Origin of the sequence: Exiguobacterium sp. s189 (assembly GCF_018617615.1) — a bacterium.
Taxonomy (GTDB): domain Bacteria; phylum Bacillota; class Bacilli; order Exiguobacteriales; family Exiguobacteriaceae; genus Exiguobacterium; species Exiguobacterium aestuarii_A.
Genome location: NZ_JACSKM010000005.1, coordinates 162,337 through 180,631, shown reverse-complemented (window position 1 = coordinate 180,631; position 18,295 = coordinate 162,337). Strand labels below are relative to the sequence as shown.

Genomic DNA, 18,295 nt, shown 5'->3' with positions numbered 1-18,295 from the left:
AATAATAAAGTAGCTTAGGGAAAGAGGGTGGTCGGCCTGCGTGTTCAAACAAAACTATTCATTGCGATTGCTATTAACATCGTACTTTTCATTGGCGTCATTCTGTTTGTCATCAAACCGTATTTCGTAGAAAAGAGCATTGAACAGGACAAGGCGATGACCCACGATCAAATCGAGAGCGTGACAGAAGTATTCGCCAATCATCGAAGCATGCTCGAGCGCATCCTTGTCGATTGGTCGGTCTGGACAAATGCCTACGATTTCGTTCAAAACAAAAATGAATCGTTTATTGAAAACAATATGGGAGAAGAAACGCTCGACAATCTTGGGGTTGGGGCGATGATTTTTCTCAACGAAAATCGAGAGGTCGTCTACTCCGAATTCAATCAATTTTATGAGTTGGACGGTAAGAGTGAGAAGAATGATTTCACAAATGAACTGGTGCGTTACGTCAACTCGTCTGGCGTTACACAAAGTGCGGTATATGGTACAGACTTCGGCCCCGTCGTGTTCATGAGCCACCCGATTGTAAGAAGTGATGGGACTGGGGAACCTGGTGGCACGCTTGTCCTCATTCAAAAAATTGGTCCAGACTTCATGGCAGCGATGAGCGTACAGGCAAAAACGAAACTTTCTATCAGTCCGCTCTCGCATCAACGCTTGACGATTGAGCAGGACAATCAGTTTGCCCGTGTTTCGTTACCACTGCAGTCGGTCTATCAAGATGCGAACTGGGAAGTCAATTTTTCGGTGAAGCGTACGTATTATACAAACACACAGACGATGTTAGAAACGGGCATGCTTGGACTTCTCGTTCTCGGTCTCGGACTATTGTTGACATTGTTTTGGACAGTGAATCAAATCGTCACGAAACGGTTAATGGACATCGTTAAAGAATTGAAGTGGATCACGAAAGAGCGAAACAGTCGCTTACGAATCCGATTGAATCCACATCAGCAAGATGAAATCGAAGAGATGGCAGTCAGTATAAATGAAGTGCTTGATGCGCTTGAACAGACACAGAAGGAATCGTTGACGCGTGCCTTTCGAGATTCTCTGACACGTCTTCCGAACCGCTTGGCCGTTGAAGACATGTTTATGAACTTGCCGAACACGTCCTACTCGATCGGTGTGATGGGGATTGACCTCGACAATTTCCGACGAATCAACGATCAGTTCGGTCAACGGACGGGTGATGCGATGTTAACCTTCTTTGCGTCCCGATTGATGTTTTACAAAGAGGATGGTTTTGTTGCCCGAATTGGGGCCGACGAGTTTATCATGATTCATCCTGGATGGGCGACTGAAGAGTTATTGATTGTTGCGAATCAATTGGTGAAAGATTTGAGAGAATGGGGCTTGAAGCAAGGCATGAACTATCTGTCGTTAAGTATCGGAATTGATGAGTTGGAACCTTCCCACCATTCCTACGAGGTCATGATGGCACGTCTCGATGTCGTCTTACACGAAGTTAAAGCATCAGGGAAGGACAAGATCCTCTCTTATCAGGACATCGAAGACGGGAGCCATTACTTGCAGGCGCTCGAGATGGAAAGAGATTTGCGATATGCGCTGCGTCACGACGAATTCGAATTGTATTATCAACCAATCGTCTCACCAAAACCGTTTCAAGTGAGAGGAGTAGAAGCGTTAATTCGTTGGCATCATCCGCAAAAAGGATTCGTCTCCCCAGGTGTCTTCATTCCCATTGCCGAACAACTTGGGCTCATTTCGGATGTGGGAAGATGGGTACTTGTAAAAGCCATCACGGAGATTCAAGACTATGCGGAACGCTTTGATTTATTTTTGTCTGTCAATGTGTCGAAACGCCAGATTTTAGATGGGTCATTTTTAGAGGCACTAGAAGAAACGCTCACCAAAACGAGCTTCCCACCTCATCGATTGCATGTAGAAATTACAGAAAGCGAGGTCGGTGGGAATGTGTATGAACTCCAACAGTTCATTCAAGCGTTGAAGACGATCGGTGTCAAAATATCACTCGATGATTTCGGCGTCGGTACGTCATCGCTATCTTACCTTCAATCGCTACGTCTCGATATCATTAAAATTGATCAGAACTTCGTCAAGGGGATTCCGGAGAACAAATTCGATCGAGCGTTATTAGAAGGATTGTATCAAACGTTCCACACACTCGGCCTCGATATCGTCACGGAAGGGGTCGAACGACCAGAACAACTGGCTTTCGTATTAGAATATAGTGGTTCACTCATCCAGGGATATCATTACAGTAAACCGATTCCGGTAGAACAGCTGCATCACTATTTACGCAAAACGGTCATGACTCAAATTTGATGTAGGCGACTCTTCGTGCGGAGAGCCGCCTTTTTTGTGAAAAATATATGTGAAATTTGTTACAATAGGGAACATAACTTGCGACCCATTCAGAGAAAAGGTAAACTTGAAACAGGGAAAGAAAACGCTTTCAAAACTATTTCTTAATAGCATTGAAAGGGAAAAGGGAGGATTGGGTTCGATGCCAACAAAAAGAACGGCGCGGGCACCGTGGTCGAAAGTGATGATTCGCTCGCAACTTGAAGTCGTAGATCGAGTACGACCACCTTCGCTCGTTTTACAGAACGCGACGTATTTGAACGTATATGTGAAACAATGGAAAACAGCGAACATTTGGATTGAGGGAGACCGAATTGTCTATGTCGGTCCAGATCTACCAGAATCGGCGGTCGAAACGGTTGATGTGTCAGGGAAATATATTGTGCCTGGTTATATCGAACCACACGCTCATCCATTTCAATTGTACAATCCGGCGACGTTGTCTAAGTATGCAGGAGAGCGCGGGACGACGACGCTCGTCAATGACAACATGCTCCTTTTTTTACAAGAAAAAGAGCAAGCGTTTGCGCAGCTTGAAGCGATTCAACAGTTGCCGACGAGCACATATTGGTGGGCACGACTCGACACGCAGACCGAGCTCGACCGAGAGAGTGTCGCCGTCGATTCAGAACGAATTCATGAATGGTTCAATCATCCGGACGTCGTGATGGCCGGTGAACTGACAGCATGGCCGCGCGCCTTGAAAGGCGACGATGAGATGCTCCAGTGGATGCTTGACGCAGAGACGTGCGGTCTACCGGTCGAAGGGCACTTTCCAGGTGCCTCACCAAAGACATTGACTAAAATGGCGTTGATGGGTGTACACAGCGACCATGAGGCGATGACAGCGGAAGAGGCGCTCAACCGACTCGAATTAGGCTACACGACGACGCTCCGTCATTCCTCGATTCGACCAGACTTACCGGGGATGATTCGTGATCTGCTTGCGAACGGGTTAACTGCGTTCGATCATCTCATGGTGACGACGGACGGTTCGACTCCCGGCTTTTATGAAGACGGGATGCAGGACGCTCTCGTTCGCATCTTAATAGAAGAAGGATTACCGGCAATCGAAGCGTATCGCATTGTGTCGCACAACGTGGCGCGTCATTTCGATCTTGATCATATTCTCGGTTCGATTGCACCAGGACGTATCGCACACTTGAATATTCTTGACTCAATCGAAGAACCTCGCCCGTCGGCTGTCATCGCGAAAGGACAATGGATTTACCGAGATGGTGTGTCCTTGTTCCCGAACGAATTGGTGGAAGCGGTACTCGATAAGATGCCGTCGACTGACGTCTCGATTGAATTGACACCACAAGACTTGTCATTCAGCATGCCCGTCGGTCTCGACATGGTCAACTCGGTCATCATGAAACTGTTTAAAATCAAGCACGATACAGGGCAGGACGAATTGCCACGCGATGAGGACGAGTCGTTTTTGATGTTGCTTGATAAGGAAGGGAAATGGCGACTAAACACGGTACTGAAAGGATTTGCGAAAGACTTTGGCGGTCTCGTCAGTTCGTATTCGATCAGTGGGGACTATTTGATTTTAGGAAAATGTAAACAGGATATGTTACTAGCGTTCGAGCGGATGAATGAACTCGGAGGAGGCATCGTCCTTGTCGACAGAGGAGAAATCGTTGCTGAAATCCCATTACCGCTCTGTGGCATGACGTCGACAGAGCCGCTTGAGACGCTCATCGGTCAAGAGAAACAACTGCGTAACGAGCTTGTGGCACGAGGGTATCAGTTCGAAGATCCGATTTACACGTTACTGTTTTTAGCATCCACACACTTGCCGTACGTTCGGGCGACTCCACTCGGAATTTATGAAGTGATGAAAAAACAAGTACTATTTCCTGCGATTTTGCGATGAATAGTTGAGTCCGAGCCGCCCCTGCTTTAGAATGATAAAGAAGTATGAGTAGAGAGGATGCTTGCGGATGCAACTCGATAAATTACGAGGTCGAGAGCTTGATCAATTGTTTGAGGCAATTTTGAAGCTCGATACACTCGAAGACTGTTATCAATTATTCGAAGATTTAGCGACTGTTAATGAAATTCAAGCACTTGCACAACGACTAGAAGTGGCACGTCAAATACGTGAAGGCAATACGTATCATAAAATTGAGGACGCAACAGGTGCCTCAACGGCTACGATTTCTCGTGTGAAACGTTGCTTGAACTATGGGACAGGCGGATATGATCTCGCTCTTGAACGTCTACAACAAACAAAAGGTGACTCGTAAGAGTCATCTTGTTTTTGATGGAGGGGAGGGGCGAGATGCAACAAAAATTCATGAAGCGGAACTTACAATTGTTCTTTCGAAATTTAACACCAGTCCAAACACTCGTGTTGATCTATAGTGCGGCAGCCGTTTTATCCGTGTTGCTCCTCGCCTTACCGATTGCCCACAAACCAGGTGTGACGATTACATTTACGGACCTCGTCTTCTTTGCGGTGAGCTGTGTCAGTGTTACCGGCCTTACACCGATCGTGGTCACCGATACATTTTCAACGTTTGGTTTGTTTATCATCTTGTTCATCGTTCAGGTGAGCGGTGTCGGGTTGATCAGTTTGCATGTGATCATGTGGATTTTGCTTGGGAAACGGATTGGATTTCGGGAACGACAACTGATTTTACGTGACCAAAACCAGACATCGATGTCGGGTATTGTCAAATACATCACGGAAATCGTCATCACGGTTATTGCGATCGAGGCGGTTGGTGCCGTCTTGCTCGGTGTCCATTACTTAAATTATTTTGATACCGCCGGCGAGGCTTTCTTACAAGGATTGTTTGGGTCGGTCAGTGCGACGACGAACGCTGGTTTCGATATTACCGGTAGCTCGCTCGCGCCATTCCGAGAAGATCCATTTGTCATCTTCACGCAAATCGCGCTCATGACCGGTGGTGCCATCGGATTCCCGGTTCTTGTGGAGATTCGGACTTACTTGGTGAGTCGTATTACACGGAAACGTCACACGTTCCCAAGTCGATTCTCTTTGTTCACGAAGTTGACGGTCTCGACATTCTTTATTTTGATTGCTGTCGGAACAGTCGGTTTGTTCATCTTTGAGTACAACAACGCATTCAAGGACTTACCACTTTGGTTGGCTCTATCGGATTCCCTATTCCAGTCCGTGACGACACGTAACGGTGGATTATCGACAGTGGATGTTAATTTGTTCTCTGAAGGAAGTATGCTTCTCCTATCAATTCTCATGTTCATCGGTGCCTCACCATCATCTGTCGGTGGGGGGATTCGGACAACGACGTTTGCCGTAGCTGTTCTTGGAGTTGTCGCGTTCATTCGCGGGGACTCGTCCATCAAAATTTTTGGTCGTGAGATAGTCCTCGAGGACATTTGGAAAGCATTTGTCATCATTACGGTATCGCTTGCCGTCCTATTGTCTGGGGTCATGGTTATGGCTTACTTCGAAGATGCTTCATTGACACGGATTTTATTTGAGGCATGTTCTGCGTTCGGGACGACAGGACTTTCTGTCGGACTCTCGTCCGAGTTCAGTAACGTCGGAAAATGGGTGCTGACAATTCTGATGTTCATCGGTCGAATCGGAGTCATCGCCTTCATTCTCATCTTGCAACGGAGACAACCGAAGCGGATGTTTAACTATCCGAAAGAATCAATCATCTTAGGATAAGGAGATCGTCATATGAAAGCCTTTTGGATTAATTTTGGATACGTCTTTATCGTTCCTGTCTTGCCGTTCATCGCGGTCGTCAATGGGACAGCGCTCTGTTCGCCAGACTCGCCATTACTTGATATTCCAGTACTCGGATTCTTTTTAGCGAATCCGCTCTGGTTTGTCCCAGTATATGCGCTATTCGCACTGCTTGTTGCGAAATGGTTGACGGAACGGGAACGGAATCGTACGGCACGTTCGTGACTTGCTTCGGCAAGTCTTTTTTATTGGAGAGATGCACGTCACGTAAAAAATCGATACACTAGAGAAGGATTCGATGGGAGGGGAAGAATTGAAATTTCAGTCATGGCGGCACGTATTTAAACTAGATCCGAATAAATATCTCGACGAGGGTGCGCTCCAGGCGCTTATCCACTCCGGCACTGATGCCTTTCTGATAGGCGGGACGGACGGTGTTGATGCAGAAAACACATTTGCGCTTTTCACGAGAGTCCGAGATGCCGGCATTCCAATCGCACTTGAAATTAGTCATCCTAGTCAAGTCATCCACGGATTTGATCATTACTTCGTGCCCACCGTGCTGAATGCGGGAACACCGGAATGGATTATTGGACATCATGCACGTGCGTTTGAACGATACGGTCATTTCTTTGATGACCGTCTTGTCACGGCTCAAGGATATCTCGTCTTGAACCCGGACGCGAAAGTCGCTCATGTGACGGAAGCGAGATGCGATTTATCGTTAGAACAAGCCGTGGCGTATGCCGAAGTCGGGCATCATTTGTTCCGTCTCCCTTCCCTCTATATTGAATATAGTGGGCGACTCGGCAATGTCGATGTCGTGAAAGAAATTCGATTGGCGCTACCGGACGCGCACCTCTTTTATGGGGGTGGCATCGATGGGGCGGAGTCGGCTCGTTTGATGGGAGCGTACGCCGATACGATTGTCGTCGGCAATATCATTTATGAAGACTTAGCAGGGGCACTTGCGACTGTGCAAGCACTCCGATAAAATAAGAACAAACGTTTGGAATAAGGAAGGAAACGATTATGTATAATCTTAGCGAAGAATTAGTCAAAGGTATGAACCCGGAACAAGCAGAAGCGGTCAAGCATACGGACGGTCCTCTGTTGATCATGGCGGGTGCGGGGTCTGGTAAAACTCGCGTCTTGACGCATCGCGTTGCCTATTTGATGGCGGCGAAGCAAGTGGCACCGTGGAACATCTTGGCGATCACATTCACGAATAAGGCAGCACGAGAGATGAAAGACCGGATTGCGCGCCTCGTCGGTGGGGTCGCCGAAGACATTTGGATTTCCACGTTCCACTCGATGTGTGTCCGTATTTTACGTCGCGATATCGATCGTATCCGATACGACCGAAGCTTTTCGATTTTAGATGCCTCGGACCAATTGACGGCCATCAAACAAGTGTTGAAAGAGTTGAATCTCGACCCGAAAAAGTATGAACCGCGTACACTTCTCGGGATGATCTCGAACCATAAGAACGAATTGCGAACGGCAAAGGACGCAGCAGCCCTTGTCGGCAACAATCCATATGAACGAATCATCTCTGATGTCTACACGGCATACGAGAAAAAATTGAAACAAAATAACGTGCTCGACTTCGATGATTTGATCATGAAGACAATCCACTTATTCCAAGAAGCACCGGATGTGTTGGCATTTTATCAAAAGAAATTCAAATACATTCACGTCGATGAGTATCAAGATACGAACCGTGCCCAGTACACGCTCGTCAAACTTCTTGCGCAGGCGCATGAAAACTTATGTGTCGTCGGGGACTCGGATCAGTCGATTTATCGTTGGCGTGGTGCTGATATCGCCAATATCTTGACGTTCGAGAAAGACTATCCGAGCGCCCACGTCATCTTGCTCGAACAAAACTATCGCTCGACGAAGCGGATTTTAGAAGCGGCGAACGGCGTGATCAAAAACAACGCTTCCCGTAAAGATAAAAACTTATGGACTGAAAATGCTGAAGGGGAGAAGCTGTTGCTTCACGTTGCATCCGATGACCGTGACGAGGCGTTCTTCATCATGAACCAGATGAAAGAACTGAAGATGGAAGGGATGGACTACGGTCAAATGGCGGTCCTGTACCGGACGAACGCTCAGTCACGTGGTCTCGAGGAAATGCTCCTCAAATCGAACATCCCGTATAAAATGGTCGGCGGTACAAAGTTCTATGAGCGAAAAGAAATCAAGGACGTCTTGGCATACTTGCGCTTGATCGCGAACCCAGACGAGGACATCTCATTCGTTCGTGTCGTCAATGAGCCGAAGCGAGGCATCGGTGCCGCGACGATTGATAAATTAGGGGACTTTGCGGATATGCAGGGCGTCTCGCTCATGGATGCGATTCGTGACATCGAACTGTCGGGGATTGCGCCACGTACGGCGACGAAACTTGCAGATTTCCGTCAGATGATGATGGACCTGCGACAAATGGCGGACTATCTCTCGATTTCAGAACTCGTCGAAGAAGTATTGAAAAAGACAGGGTATGAGGAGATGCTCAAAATCGAGAAGACACTCGAAGCAGAAAGTCGACTCGAGAACTTGCAGGAATTCCTGTCGGTCGCTCAAAACTTTGAAAAAGAAAGTGATGAACAGACACTTGTCGCTTTCCTCACTGATTTGACGCTCGTATCTGACCTCGATTCGCTTGATGAAGTCGACGAGTCGCATCAAGTCACATTGATGACGTTGCACTCGGCCAAAGGACTCGAGTTCCCGGTCGTCTTCTTGATCGGAATGGAAGAAGGTCTCTTCCCGCATAGTCGTGCATTGAACGATGAGGAAGAGATGGAAGAAGAACGTCGTCTCGCATACGTCGGGATCACACGTGCCGAGAAGCGTCTGTATTTGACGCGTGCCCAGTCACGGATGTTGTACGGTCGTTTCCAAAACAACCCGGAATCAAGGTTCTTGCATGAATTACCGGAAACATTGTTGGAGCGGTCCGGTAAGGCGAGAAAGCCGATGCCATGGAACCCTGTCGAGTCACCAGGGAAGTTGCCGGTGAACGGCTTCAGTTCAAAACCGAAACCAAAACTTGCGCAATCATCTGGTGCCGAAACGGTCGGCTGGAACGTCGGCGACAAAGCGAATCATAAAAAATGGGGACAAGGAACAGTCGTGCAAACGCGTGGAGAAGGCGACCAACTCGAAGTGGATATCGCATTCCCAGAAGTCGGGATCAAGCGTCTATTGGCCAAGTTTGCCCCAATCGAAAAAGCGTGAGGTGAAGAGATGGAGATGGCAGATCGTGTAGAGGAGCTACGCAAAACGTTAAATCAATATGGATATGAATATTATGTGCTTGACCGTCCGAGTGTACCGGACTCGGAGTACGACCGTTTGATGAACGAGTTGATTCAAATCGAAACAGACTATCCAGAACTTCGGACTCCGGACTCTCCGACGCAACGCGTCGGAGGCGCTCCGCTCGATGCGTTCGTCAAAGTAACGCATGACACACCGATGCTTTCACTCGGCAACGTCTTCTCGAAAGAGGAACTCGTGGAGTGGGTGGAGCGTATCGAGAAAGACCTTGGCTACACACCTACATTCGTGGCTGAACTCAAATTTGATGGGCTTGCCGTCTCTTTGAAATATGAGGACGGTCGTCTCGTACGTGGTGCGACACGTGGAGACGGTACGACGGGTGAAGACATCACCCAAAACTTGAAAACGATTCGTGCCATCCCCCTTCGTCTACAGGAGGACGTGACGTTTGAAGTACGTGGTGAGGCGTATATGCCGAAGCGTTCATTCGAACAGCTGAATGACGAACGGGAGCGAGTCGGTGAACCATTGTTCGCTAACCCGAGAAACGCGGCGGCGGGGTCACTCCGACAGCTCGATTCCAAAATTGCCGCATCGAGAAACTTGGCATTTTTCGCTTACGGTTTAGTGTCGCAAGACGATCTCGTCGCCTCACACGATGAGTCACTCGATTATTTGAAGCGACTCGGCGTCGCCGTAAGTGGAGACTATGCGACGTGCAAGACGGCAGATGAACTTTGGGACTATATCGAAACATACGTGACGAAGCGCAGCGAACTCCCGTATGAAATCGACGGAATCGTCATTAAAGTGGCTGGATACGAAGAACAAGAACAACTCGGCTTTACAGCGAAAAGTCCGCGCTGGGCCGTCGCGTATAAGTTCCCGGCAGAAGAAGTCGTGACGACAATCGAGGACGTCGACTTCAGTGTCGGTCGCACCGGAAAAGTCACACCACGGGCGCGATTTTCTCCAGTTTCTGTGGCGGGGTCTACCGTGACGTATGCGACGCTTCACAATGAAGATTTTATAAAAGAAAAAGACCTTCATATCGGTGACCGCGTCGTGATTAAAAAAGCAGGGGATGTCATCCCAGCCGTCGTCTCGGCGCTCGCGAGTGAACGCAACGGGGAAGAACGGGCAATCGAGTTCCCGACCCATTGTCCGGCGTGCGGTTCTGAATTGATTCGACTAGAAGGCGAGGCCGATCATCGTTGTGTCAATCCGGAGTGTCCGGCCCAACTGCTCGAAGGACTAATCCATTTCGTCTCACGTCAAGCGATGAACATCGACGGACTCGGTGAGAAGGTGATCACGCAACTCCATGAAGCGGGACTCGTCCATAACGTGGCCGACTTGTATCGCCTGAACCGAGACGATTTACTCGGACTCGAGCGTATGGGCGAGACGTCGGTGACGAACTTGCTTTCGGCGATTGAACAGTCGAAGCAAAATTCGCTCGAACGCGTGCTCTTCGCCCTAGGGATTCGCCTTGTCGGGCAAAAGGCCGCCTCTTTGATTGCGGAGCGCTTTGAGACGATGGAAGCCATCATCGAGGCGACGGTGGAAGAGTTGACGTCAATCGATGGCATCGGAACGAAGATGGCCGAGTCGATCGTCCTCTACTTCGAAAAACCGGAAGCACGTGAACTCGTCAAAGAACTTTCGGAATCGGGTGTGAATCTTTCCTTCAAAGGAACGAAACGACCAACAACGGAAGGGGCACCGCTCTCTGGTAAAACGGTCGTATTGACTGGGAAATTACATGAGATGACCCGCGGTGAGGCCGGGAAGCAGCTTGAACTCCTCGGTGCAAGTGTGACGGGGAGTGTGAGTAAAAATACAGACTTACTCGTGGCTGGTGAAAAGGCTGGTTCAAAACTGACGAAAGCCGAATCGTTAGGCATCGAAGTTTGGGATGAGGCGAAACTTCTCGATTTTTTAAATGAACACGCATAAGACGTTCCGCTTCGGCGAACGTCTTTTTTTCACGTTCATTTTGTAAAATTTTATGAGATTGAACAGGTTCGCACAAGCGTTCGAAGGGTATAGAGTAACTAAATCAAAATGCTAATATATTTTTGCGGGAGAACCCTTTGACACCATGACTTTCACACACACATCCCTCTCATTCCTCTTCGTGGTGAAATTCGTCATCGGGCCAACATCGATGCGTACGCTTATTGCTCACCTTAGAGGAGGGATTGACATCATGACACATAACATCCAACGCTTCCTTGCGCTATTCACCATCCTCATGCTCCTATCTACACTGATGCCCACCAATCTCGCACATGCAGATACGACCACGTTCCGATATATTCAACTGAACCTGACGGACGAAGAAGTCGAAACATTATATGAAGCAAGTCTCGTTTACGAAGACATCACATATTATGGGGTACGTGAATCTGCTGACATTTGGCGCTTTATGATTGATGCAGAAACGGTCGATGACTCATTAATTGACTTGGTCACTCTTTATAATGCTGAAGGTGTTCCGTACACGTTTATCCCGAATACCATCATGGAAGCGTATCCCGTCGAAGGGGAGGAACCACCTGTTGTGACTGAACCAGATGAACCAGAAGAGACAATGCCCCCAGTGGAAACAGAACCAGAGCCGGTCGTGGAAGAACCGATGACTGAACCGATGTTGCCGGTGCTCGCTTTAGAAGCACAGAACATCGCCGGGGTCGACAAGGCCGTTGTCGGAGGAGAAATATCGTATACGTTCATTGTAGAGAATACAGGAGACACGCCGATGACGGTGACAGAACTTTCTCATGAGTATGTGAGCGGAGACATCGATCATCAATCAATCGAATCGTTCAATCAACGCGTATTTGATCGTGTGCATGAATTAATAGGAGAAGACGGTCTCTTGCCGGGGGAACGGGTGGAAGTGACAGCAACCTTGTCCGTTCCTTCTGATTATTCAATCCACACACACCCTGAGATTGGCAGTCTGTTTCGTGTGACGGGAGTGGACGAATATGACCGTGTCGTCACAGCAGAAAGTCAACAAATCGTGCTCTTGCAACAACCTGATTTTACAGTGTCAGGAACAAGCGAGTTGGCGACCGTTCAGCCTGGGGAACCTGTCCGATACACCTATACAGTGACGAATACCTCTAACGTCACCTTGTTCTTGTCTGACGTGACACTCACATGGCCGAGCGGTGCCTTGACAGATGAGGAACAACAGATGGCGAATGAACGATTCATGAAGCAAGTTCAATCGATTCCTCAATTCATCAACGGATTTGGACCGGAAGAAGTCGTCACGTTTTCATTTGAACTCCCGCTTCTCCCGTCCTATGACGTCCGAGCTGGAGCGGAATTGGTTCAACAGGCAACATTTACGCTCTATGTGAACGAAGGGGTGACCGTCACTCGCTCTGTCGATGTGCCGGTTGCAGTAAAACAACCTGTTCCAATCAAAAAGGACGAACCGAAACAAGTTCCTGAGAAAGAAGCGAACATCGAAACACCAGTCGTGAAGGTTGTCGTGAAAGAGCGAGAGGCTCCCCCGGTGCAACTCGAAGATGAAGTCGACACGTATTCGCAAGATGTGCTCCCGATGACAGGAGAGACGAACGAAACGTGGCATGCGATGCTTGGACTCCTCTTGTTTGCATCTGGACTCCTCTTGATGATTCGTCGGAAGCACCCATCTACCAAATAATGATTGTGTATCCCTCCTTGTCTGATAGGAGGGATTTCTTCTGATTCCGCTTCGATACTTTTTTCGTGGAACGATTTTGTTATAATGAACAAAGTGAAATAGGAAACGATGTTCAAAGGAGCTAGACATAGATGAAATGGAAACAACTCGTCATCCCGACAATCGCCTCTGCGCTTTTGTTAAGCGGATGTTCAATGAAAATCCCGATGGGTGAAGAAGAAGCGACACCAACCGGCGAAGAAACAGCAGCAGAAGGTGTCACACAAACGATCGAAGCACGTGACTCTTATTATCAAATGGTCATTCCGTTCAAAGCGGCAGCGGCGCGAGGACTTGCCCAGCGCCAAGTGAGCTCGTCATTAGAACTTGAGGAGGTCGAACTCGGTCTCATGCGCCACTCGACAGACGCGTTTGACCCAGACAAATTCGCCTATCAGGAAGGGCAGCTTCTGAATGCGGAAGATGTCTCTACTTTACTTGGACGTAAAGGTGGTAGTGACGAAGGGTTAACGCCGTTAAACCCGGCGTATGCGGACGGTAAGGCGGAAGTTGAGGACGACAAGTTTGTCGATGCGAACAAGAAGTCACCTCTTTATTTGGCGTCAATCGTAGAACAGAACTATATGACGAAAGCGGATAGCGGATATCAGCTTGGCGGTGTGTCGTTCGCGCTCATTTTAAATCGTGAGTATGTCTTCCAGGCACCAAACTACGGACCGACCTACACGGTGAAACTCGATCAGAAGAAAGTGATTGCAGAAGGTGAACGAATGGCGAATGAACTCGTCGCCCAGTTACGGAAGCGAGAAGATTTTAAAGATTTGGATATAAACGTCGCGCTCTATATGAAGTCGACCCAAGGTTCACCGACTCCGGGGAACTATATCAAATCTGCCTTTGTCGGAACGGATGATCAGGTCGCAACCGGTGACTGGAAAGCCATCGATGAGAAGTACTACTACTTCCCATCTGCGACAGCAACGAATGATGTCCGTGAGGACGCTCAGAAATTTACGCTGTTCAGTGACCGAATTGCCGACCTCTTCCCAGACTATAGTGGGATGATCGGAAAAGGCTTTTATCAAAACGGTGACTTGTCACGACTTGAAATCGATATCCCCATCCAATTCTATAGTCGCGCCGAGCTCGTCGGATTCACACAACACGTGGTCGGCTTGCTCGAAAACCGCTGGGAATATAGCCGGAATGTGCCGGTTCGCATCAACGTGACGTCACTTGGCGGAGACCCTGAAGTGACGATTGTGTTTGAGGACGGCATGGATAGCCCAAAAGTATACTTCTAATCGAGAAGAGGTTCGTTTTTTGAAACGAATCTCTTCTTTTTTTCGTATGAAAAGTGAAAGGATTATCTTTGACCTTATTTGACCAATTGAGTAGAATAGAGTTAACAGAAACGGGAAAGGGATAGGTGAGGTGAATCCATATGGCTAAAAACTATTACGACGAGCTCGGTGTCTCAAAAGGAGCAACCGAACAAGAGATTAAACGTGCATACCGGAAATTGGCGAAACAGTACCATCCGGACGTCAATAAAGACCCTGGCGCACAAGAACGATTCAAGTCGGTCCAGGAAGCATTTGACGTATTGAGCGACCCAGAGAAAAAGGCGAATTATGATCGATACGGTAGCCCGGATGGACCGTCGTTCGGACAAGGATTCGGTGGCGGTGGAGAGACTTACGGGGAAGGCTCGTCACAATTCGAAGATCTATTCCGACAATTCGGAGGCGGATCGCGTACGACCTCGCGGACTTTCGGATTTGAAGATATGTTCGGAAGCTTCTTTGACCAAGCAGTCGAGGAAGACTTGGATGAGACTGTTCGTGTCAACATCCCGCTCAGTCAATTGACGAAAGAATCAAAAGTGAGCCTTCGCCTTCAGACTGGCACGGTGAACGTCAAGATTCCACAAGGTGCCTATGAAGGTCAAAAGTTGCGATTAAAAGGAAAAGGAAGTCGCGTCGGACAATCGGGGAACCGAGGAGATGTATACGTCGAGCTCCACTTTGCGGATGACGATACGTATCGTCGTGAAGGAGAGCATATCGTGACAGTGAAACGATTGCGTCCGCTCGACTTTTTAGACGGAGCAAGCGTCATCATTGCCACGCTCGACGGAGGACGGGTGAAGTTGAAAGTGAAACCAGGAAGCCGTCCGGGACAACGGATGCGGATTCCGGGTCGCGGTGTCATGACCGGCTCGAAGGTGCGGTCGGACTTATTCGTCCAACTCGAGGTCGACCTGCCTCTTGATGAGACGTACCGTTCTGTTTATGAGCAAATCGAACGTTAATGGATAAGGAGGAATCGTGATGGACTTTAATCGTTTTACAGATAAAGCACATGAATGCATTGTCAGTTCACAGGCGTTAGCGAAACAATATCATCATAGTGAAATCAATGAGTGGCACGTCTTGGCGTCCATGATTTCACAGACGGACGGGATCGCACCGTTGCTGTTTCAAAAAATGGAAATCAACGTGTCTGAGATTGAAGGCGAAGTCGCGCTTTCTTTAAGAAATGCACCAAAACTTCAAAATCCGACGACACCGATGATTTCGGCTTCTTTGCTGAACGTTTTAACGACGGCGGAGCGGGAAGCGACAGGGATGAACGATGAATACGTATCGGTCGAACATATCTTACTCGGCATCTTGTTGAACAGTAGTCAAGCGCAGGCGATGCTCGAGCGAAAAGGGGTCACAGAAGACCGACTCCGTGAGGCGCTCGTCGCCGTACGAGGTAATCGTCGCATCACGTCGAAGTCGCCTGAAGCGACGTATGACGTCTTGACGAAATACGGACGAGACCTCATTCAAGAAGTGAAGACTGGGAAAATCGATCCGGTCATTGGACGCGATAGTGAGATTCGTCGCGTCATCCGGATTTTGAGTCGGAAAACGAAAAACAACCCGGTCCTCATCGGGGAACCAGGTGTCGGGAAGACGGCAATCGTCGAGGGACTCGCTCAACGAATCGTTCGGGGTGACGTACCGGAGAGCTTGAAAGACAAAACGATCTTCAGCCTCGATATGAGCTCGCTTGTCGCCGGTGCGAAATACCGTGGTGAGTTTGAGGAGCGTCTTCAAGCGGTCTTGTCTGAAGTGAAAGAGGCGGAAGGTACAATCATCCTCTTCATCGATGAATTGCATACAATTGTCGGGGCAGGAAAATCGGAAGGGTCGATGGATGCCGGGAACATGTTAAAACCGATGCTCGCCCGAGGTGAGCTGCACTGTATCGGTGCGACAACGCTAGATGAGTATCGTCAATATATCGAAAAAGATCCTGCTCTTGAGCGGCGTTTCCAACAAGTGCTCGTCGCTGAACCGGACGTTGAGGATACGGTCTCAATCTTGCGTGGCTTAAAAGAACGCTTCGAGATTCACCACGGGGTACGCATCCACGATAACGCCCTCGTCGCAGCGGCTGTCCTGTCAAATCGCTATATCACGGACCGCTTCATGCCGGACAAGGCGATTGATCTCGTCGACGAGTCATGTGCGATGATTCGGACAGAGATGGAATCGATGCCGGCTGAACTCGATGAGTTGGTTCGTCGGGTCATGCAACTTGAAATCGAAGAGGCGGCGCTTAAAAAAGAGAGCGATGCAGCTTCCATGAAACGACTCGAAGCACTCCAACAAGAATTGGCATCGCTCCGTGAGCAGTCTGACTCGTTACGTCTCCGTTGGGAGAATGAGAAAGAGTCGACGCACCGCGTGCAGCAAATCCGTGGAGACCTCGAAAAGGTACGCCTCGAGTTACAAGAAGCAGAAAGTCGTTATGACCTGAACCGGGCTTCGGAACTGAAGTATGGACGAATCCCAGAGCTCGAGCGAGAACTAGAAGAAGCGGAACAGTTGGCGGGTTCGGTGACACGCGAACTCGTGCGGGAAGAAGTGACAGAAGAAGAAATCGCTGAGGTCGTCTCAAAATGGACCGGCATTCCGGTGACGAAACTGACAGAAGGAGAGCGAGATAAACTGCTTAACTTAGAAGCGGTTTTACACAAGCGTGTCTTCGGTCAAGATGACGCGATTCGTTTAGTCAGTGATGCGGTCATTCGTGCTCGCGCTGGAATCAAAGACCCGAACCGTCCGATCGGTTCCTTCCTCTTCCTTGGACCGACTGGAGTCGGGAAGACGGAACTCGGGAAGGCGCTCGCAGAAGCGATGTTTGATTCAGAAGACCATATCGTTCGACTCGATATGAGTGAATATATGGAGAAACATGCCGTATCACGACTTGTCGGTGCACCTCCTGGCTATATCGGATATGAGGAAGGCGGCCAGTTGACGGAAGCGGTTCGCCGTAACCCGTACTCGGTTCTCTTACTCGATGAGGTCGAGAAGGCACATCCGGACGTCTTCAACATCTTGTTGCAACTGCTCGATGATGGTCGATTGACCGATTCGCACGGGCGCATCGTCGATTTTAAAAATACAATCGTCATCATGACGTCGAACATCGGGGCAGACATTTTGCTCGAGGCAGCGAGAGACGGTGTGATTGATGAAGACGAGGAGCGCCAAGTACTCGAGAAGCTCCGTCGCCATTTCCGTCCTGAGTTCTTGAACCGGGTCGATGAAACGATTCTGTTCCATCCGCTCACGAAAGATCAAATCGGTCAAATCGTCGAGAAGGCGGTCGGACGAATGAGCGAACGACTCATGACGCGCTCGATTCAGATCGAGATCACAGACGCAGCAAAAACGTTCGTCGCCGATGAAGCGTACGAACCTCAATTTGGTGCCCGTCCAATCAACCGTTACGTACAACGGACGATTGAGACGAAACTGGCCCGAAGCATCTTAGCCGGGGATGTCGAAGATGGTCAAACGGTCGTCATCGATGTCGAGAATGGAGAATTGACGTTACGTCCATCGACGGTCAATGCATAAAGAAAGAGGAATCCAAAATCGGATTCCTCTTTTATGTACGTTGATGTTTTCGTCGCAAAAGCAGAAAACTGACACCTATAAAAATGAGATAGAGCACCGTTCCGAAAAATAAGTTGAGTACCCACGGGATGGTTCCCATAAATGTGGTGCTAGTCGCTTCCTGAAACCAGAGCAGTAACCAAAAGAATAAGCCAAGACTTGTTGCGAGTAGCGTATAAAACCCCAACAAGCCTTGTTTCGTCCACCGCTTGATTCCAAATCCCAATAAAGTCGTAACGACAAAAATCGCACCTAGCCCAATATAAAACAATCCATCGATCGGTAATGACTGCACCTACA

At 48.7% G+C, this 18,295-nt stretch carries 13 protein-coding genes; 12 read left to right on the top strand and 1 reads right to left on the bottom strand.

The genetic code is table 11. The features are described from left to right. The first annotated feature begins 27 nt into the window (after positions 1-27). The 12 genes from KNO99_RS08665 to clpB all read left to right on the top strand — a co-directional run bounded on the left by KNO99_RS08665 (position 28) and on the right by clpB (position 17,956). Positions 28-2,313 (top strand): bifunctional diguanylate cyclase/phosphodiesterase, encoded by a 2,286-nt coding sequence (locus KNO99_RS08665; RefSeq protein ID WP_214747483.1) that lies wholly within the window; start codon positions 28-30, stop codon positions 2,311-2,313. 181 nt (positions 2,314-2,494) lie between these two features. Next, on the top strand, positions 2,495-4,237 hold the full coding sequence (locus KNO99_RS08660; RefSeq protein WP_214747481.1) for an adenine deaminase C-terminal domain-containing protein: 1,743 nt from the start codon (positions 2,495-2,497) through the stop codon (positions 4,235-4,237). A 67-nt stretch (positions 4,238-4,304) separates the two neighbouring features. Continuing rightward, positions 4,305-4,610, top strand: coding sequence for a YerC/YecD family TrpR-related protein (locus tag KNO99_RS08655; RefSeq protein ID WP_026826878.1), 306 nt, complete (start codon positions 4,305-4,307; stop codon positions 4,608-4,610). Between the two features lie 35 nt (positions 4,611-4,645). Then, positions 4,646-6,028 carry a TrkH family potassium uptake protein gene (locus KNO99_RS08650; RefSeq protein ID WP_214747478.1) on the top strand — a complete coding sequence of 461 codons (1,383 nt, stop codon included), beginning with the start codon at positions 4,646-4,648 and terminating at the stop codon, positions 6,026-6,028. Positions 6,029-6,040: 12 nt separating this feature from the next. Further along, a complete protein-coding gene (locus KNO99_RS08645) occupies positions 6,041-6,274 on the top strand; it encodes a hypothetical protein (RefSeq protein ID WP_214696733.1) in 234 nt (77 codons plus the stop codon). 88 nt (positions 6,275-6,362) lie between these two features. Beyond that, complete coding sequence (gene pcrB / locus KNO99_RS08640; RefSeq protein WP_214747474.1) at positions 6,363-7,043, top strand: heptaprenylglyceryl phosphate synthase; 681 nt, start codon at positions 6,363-6,365, stop codon at positions 7,041-7,043. A gap of 38 nt (positions 7,044-7,081) precedes the next feature. Further along, positions 7,082-9,298: a DNA helicase PcrA gene (gene pcrA, locus KNO99_RS08635; protein WP_214747472.1), complete on the top strand. Its 2,217-nt coding sequence runs from the start codon at positions 7,082-7,084 to the stop codon at positions 9,296-9,298. 9 nt (positions 9,299-9,307) lie between these two features. Next, positions 9,308-11,302 carry an NAD-dependent DNA ligase LigA gene (gene ligA, locus KNO99_RS08630; RefSeq protein WP_214747469.1) on the top strand — a complete coding sequence of 665 codons (1,995 nt, stop codon included), beginning with the start codon at positions 9,308-9,310 and terminating at the stop codon, positions 11,300-11,302. Between the two features lie 253 nt (positions 11,303-11,555). Beyond that, on the top strand, positions 11,556-13,031 hold the full coding sequence (locus KNO99_RS08625; RefSeq protein WP_214747466.1) for an LPXTG cell wall anchor domain-containing protein: 1,476 nt from the start codon (positions 11,556-11,558) through the stop codon (positions 13,029-13,031). Between the two features lie 131 nt (positions 13,032-13,162). After that, complete coding sequence (locus tag KNO99_RS08620; protein ID WP_214747463.1) at positions 13,163-14,335, top strand: CamS family sex pheromone protein; 1,173 nt, start codon at positions 13,163-13,165, stop codon at positions 14,333-14,335. A gap of 140 nt (positions 14,336-14,475) precedes the next feature. Beyond that, the gene (locus KNO99_RS08615) at positions 14,476-15,345 is read left to right on the top strand and encodes a DnaJ C-terminal domain-containing protein (protein WP_214696751.1); all 870 of its coding nucleotides are present in this window, start codon (positions 14,476-14,478) and stop codon (positions 15,343-15,345) included. Between the two features lie 19 nt (positions 15,346-15,364). Continuing rightward, positions 15,365-17,956, top strand: a complete 2,592-nt coding sequence (gene clpB / locus KNO99_RS08610; RefSeq protein WP_214747460.1) for an ATP-dependent chaperone ClpB — start codon at positions 15,365-15,367, stop codon at positions 17,954-17,956. 31 nt (positions 17,957-17,987) lie between these two features. On the opposite strand, the gene KNO99_RS08605 is transcribed toward clpB, so the two are convergent. After that, positions 17,988-18,290, bottom strand: coding sequence for a hypothetical protein (locus KNO99_RS08605; RefSeq protein WP_214747457.1), 303 nt, complete (start codon positions 18,288-18,290; stop codon positions 17,988-17,990). Between the last annotated feature and the right edge of the window lie 5 nt (positions 18,291-18,295).

Coding starts and splice junctions, on each gene's coding strand:
- KNO99_RS08660 (WP_214747481.1), top strand. CDS start 2,495: ATGCCAACAAAAAGAACGGCGCGGGCACCGTGGTCGAAAGTGATGATT.
- KNO99_RS08655 (WP_026826878.1), top strand. CDS start 4,305: ATGCAACTCGATAAATTACGAGGTCGAGAGCTTGATCAATTGTTTGAG.
- KNO99_RS08650 (WP_214747478.1), top strand. CDS start 4,646: ATGCAACAAAAATTCATGAAGCGGAACTTACAATTGTTCTTTCGAAAT.
- KNO99_RS08645 (WP_214696733.1), top strand. CDS start 6,041: ATGAAAGCCTTTTGGATTAATTTTGGATACGTCTTTATCGTTCCTGTC.
- pcrA (WP_214747472.1), top strand. CDS start 7,082: ATGTATAATCTTAGCGAAGAATTAGTCAAAGGTATGAACCCGGAACAA.
- ligA (WP_214747469.1), top strand. CDS start 9,308: ATGGAGATGGCAGATCGTGTAGAGGAGCTACGCAAAACGTTAAATCAA.
- KNO99_RS08625 (WP_214747466.1), top strand. CDS start 11,556: ATGACACATAACATCCAACGCTTCCTTGCGCTATTCACCATCCTCATG.
- KNO99_RS08620 (WP_214747463.1), top strand. CDS start 13,163: ATGAAATGGAAACAACTCGTCATCCCGACAATCGCCTCTGCGCTTTTG.
- KNO99_RS08615 (WP_214696751.1), top strand. CDS start 14,476: ATGGCTAAAAACTATTACGACGAGCTCGGTGTCTCAAAAGGAGCAACC.
- clpB (WP_214747460.1), top strand. CDS start 15,365: ATGGACTTTAATCGTTTTACAGATAAAGCACATGAATGCATTGTCAGT.